This window comes from Vibrio sp. 1249-1, assembly GCF_033340495.1.
This window is the reverse complement of record NZ_JAWOWJ010000259.1, coordinates 1-904: the sequence shown is the minus strand read 5'-3', so window position 1 is coordinate 904 and position 904 is coordinate 1. Positions and strand designations below refer to the sequence as shown.

Annotated in this window: 1 protein-coding gene; it reads left to right on the top strand. The window is 39.0% G+C overall.

All coding sequences use genetic code 11. The features are described 5' to 3' along the window. Positions 1 to 211: 211 nt before the first annotated feature. The gene (locus R7Z50_RS25700) at positions 212 to 754 is read left to right on the top strand and encodes an outer membrane protein (protein WP_225462611.1); all 543 of its coding nucleotides are present in this window, start codon (positions 212 to 214) and stop codon (positions 752 to 754) included. The last annotated feature ends 150 nt before the right edge of the window (positions 755 to 904 follow it).

The following is a 904-nucleotide window of genomic DNA, read 5'->3' as shown; positions in this document are numbered from 1 at the left end:
CATGGATCTCAACGATCCTTTTCTAAGGTAATGAACGTCCTCAAGAAAAACGCCTCCCAATGGGAGGCGTTTTTCGTATCTGCCAGTTGTAAAAAGGTCGCCTACACTAGCGACCTTGGGGATTCGTACAACGAGCGTTACGTTAAATATTCGCTATTAACGATACTCCCATGCATGCATAATATCTCCAAATCAACTATAAGGACTTAAAGTGAAAAAACTGATTTTACTAGCACTCTTAAGTGCAAGTGCAAGTGCAAACGAGGTAGACCATTTTTATGTCGGCGGCAATTTACTTGTAGGTCACAATACTGAGTTAGATGCTGGTATTGCAACTATTGATGAAAGCAACGACTTAGGTGGAGGGGTGTATGCTGGTTATAATTTTGCAGTTCACCCTAATGTAGATTTAGGTGTGGAGTTAGAATACCAACATTTTGGTGAAGCTGAATTTAATGAAGATGCCAGTGTTAAAGGTGATGCCTTTTATATTAACGCACGCCCTAAGTTTATAGATAAAGGTAATAAATTATATAGCGCACTCATTCTTGGCGTTGGTTCATTAAAGGGCGAAACCAACGTCTTCGGTATATCTGAATCAGAATCCAAGTTCTCTTATCAAGCAGGATTGGAAGTAGGTTACATGCTTGACAATGTAGACCTTGCTATCGGCTACAGATACAGGTCTGCTGAATTTGATGGTGTAGATATCAACATTCAAGGTGTGACAGTTGGTATGAGATATAACTTCTAGTAGCTTGCTACGAATGAGCTATCACAACCAAAAAGCTTCCCATTCGGGAGGCTTTTTTAAGTGCTGTTTATATGTGTTACGTTAAATTACTCATTACTTTCTTTTAAACCAAAGCAGTCCCACTCTATCAGCAATCGACTAAAATTATTT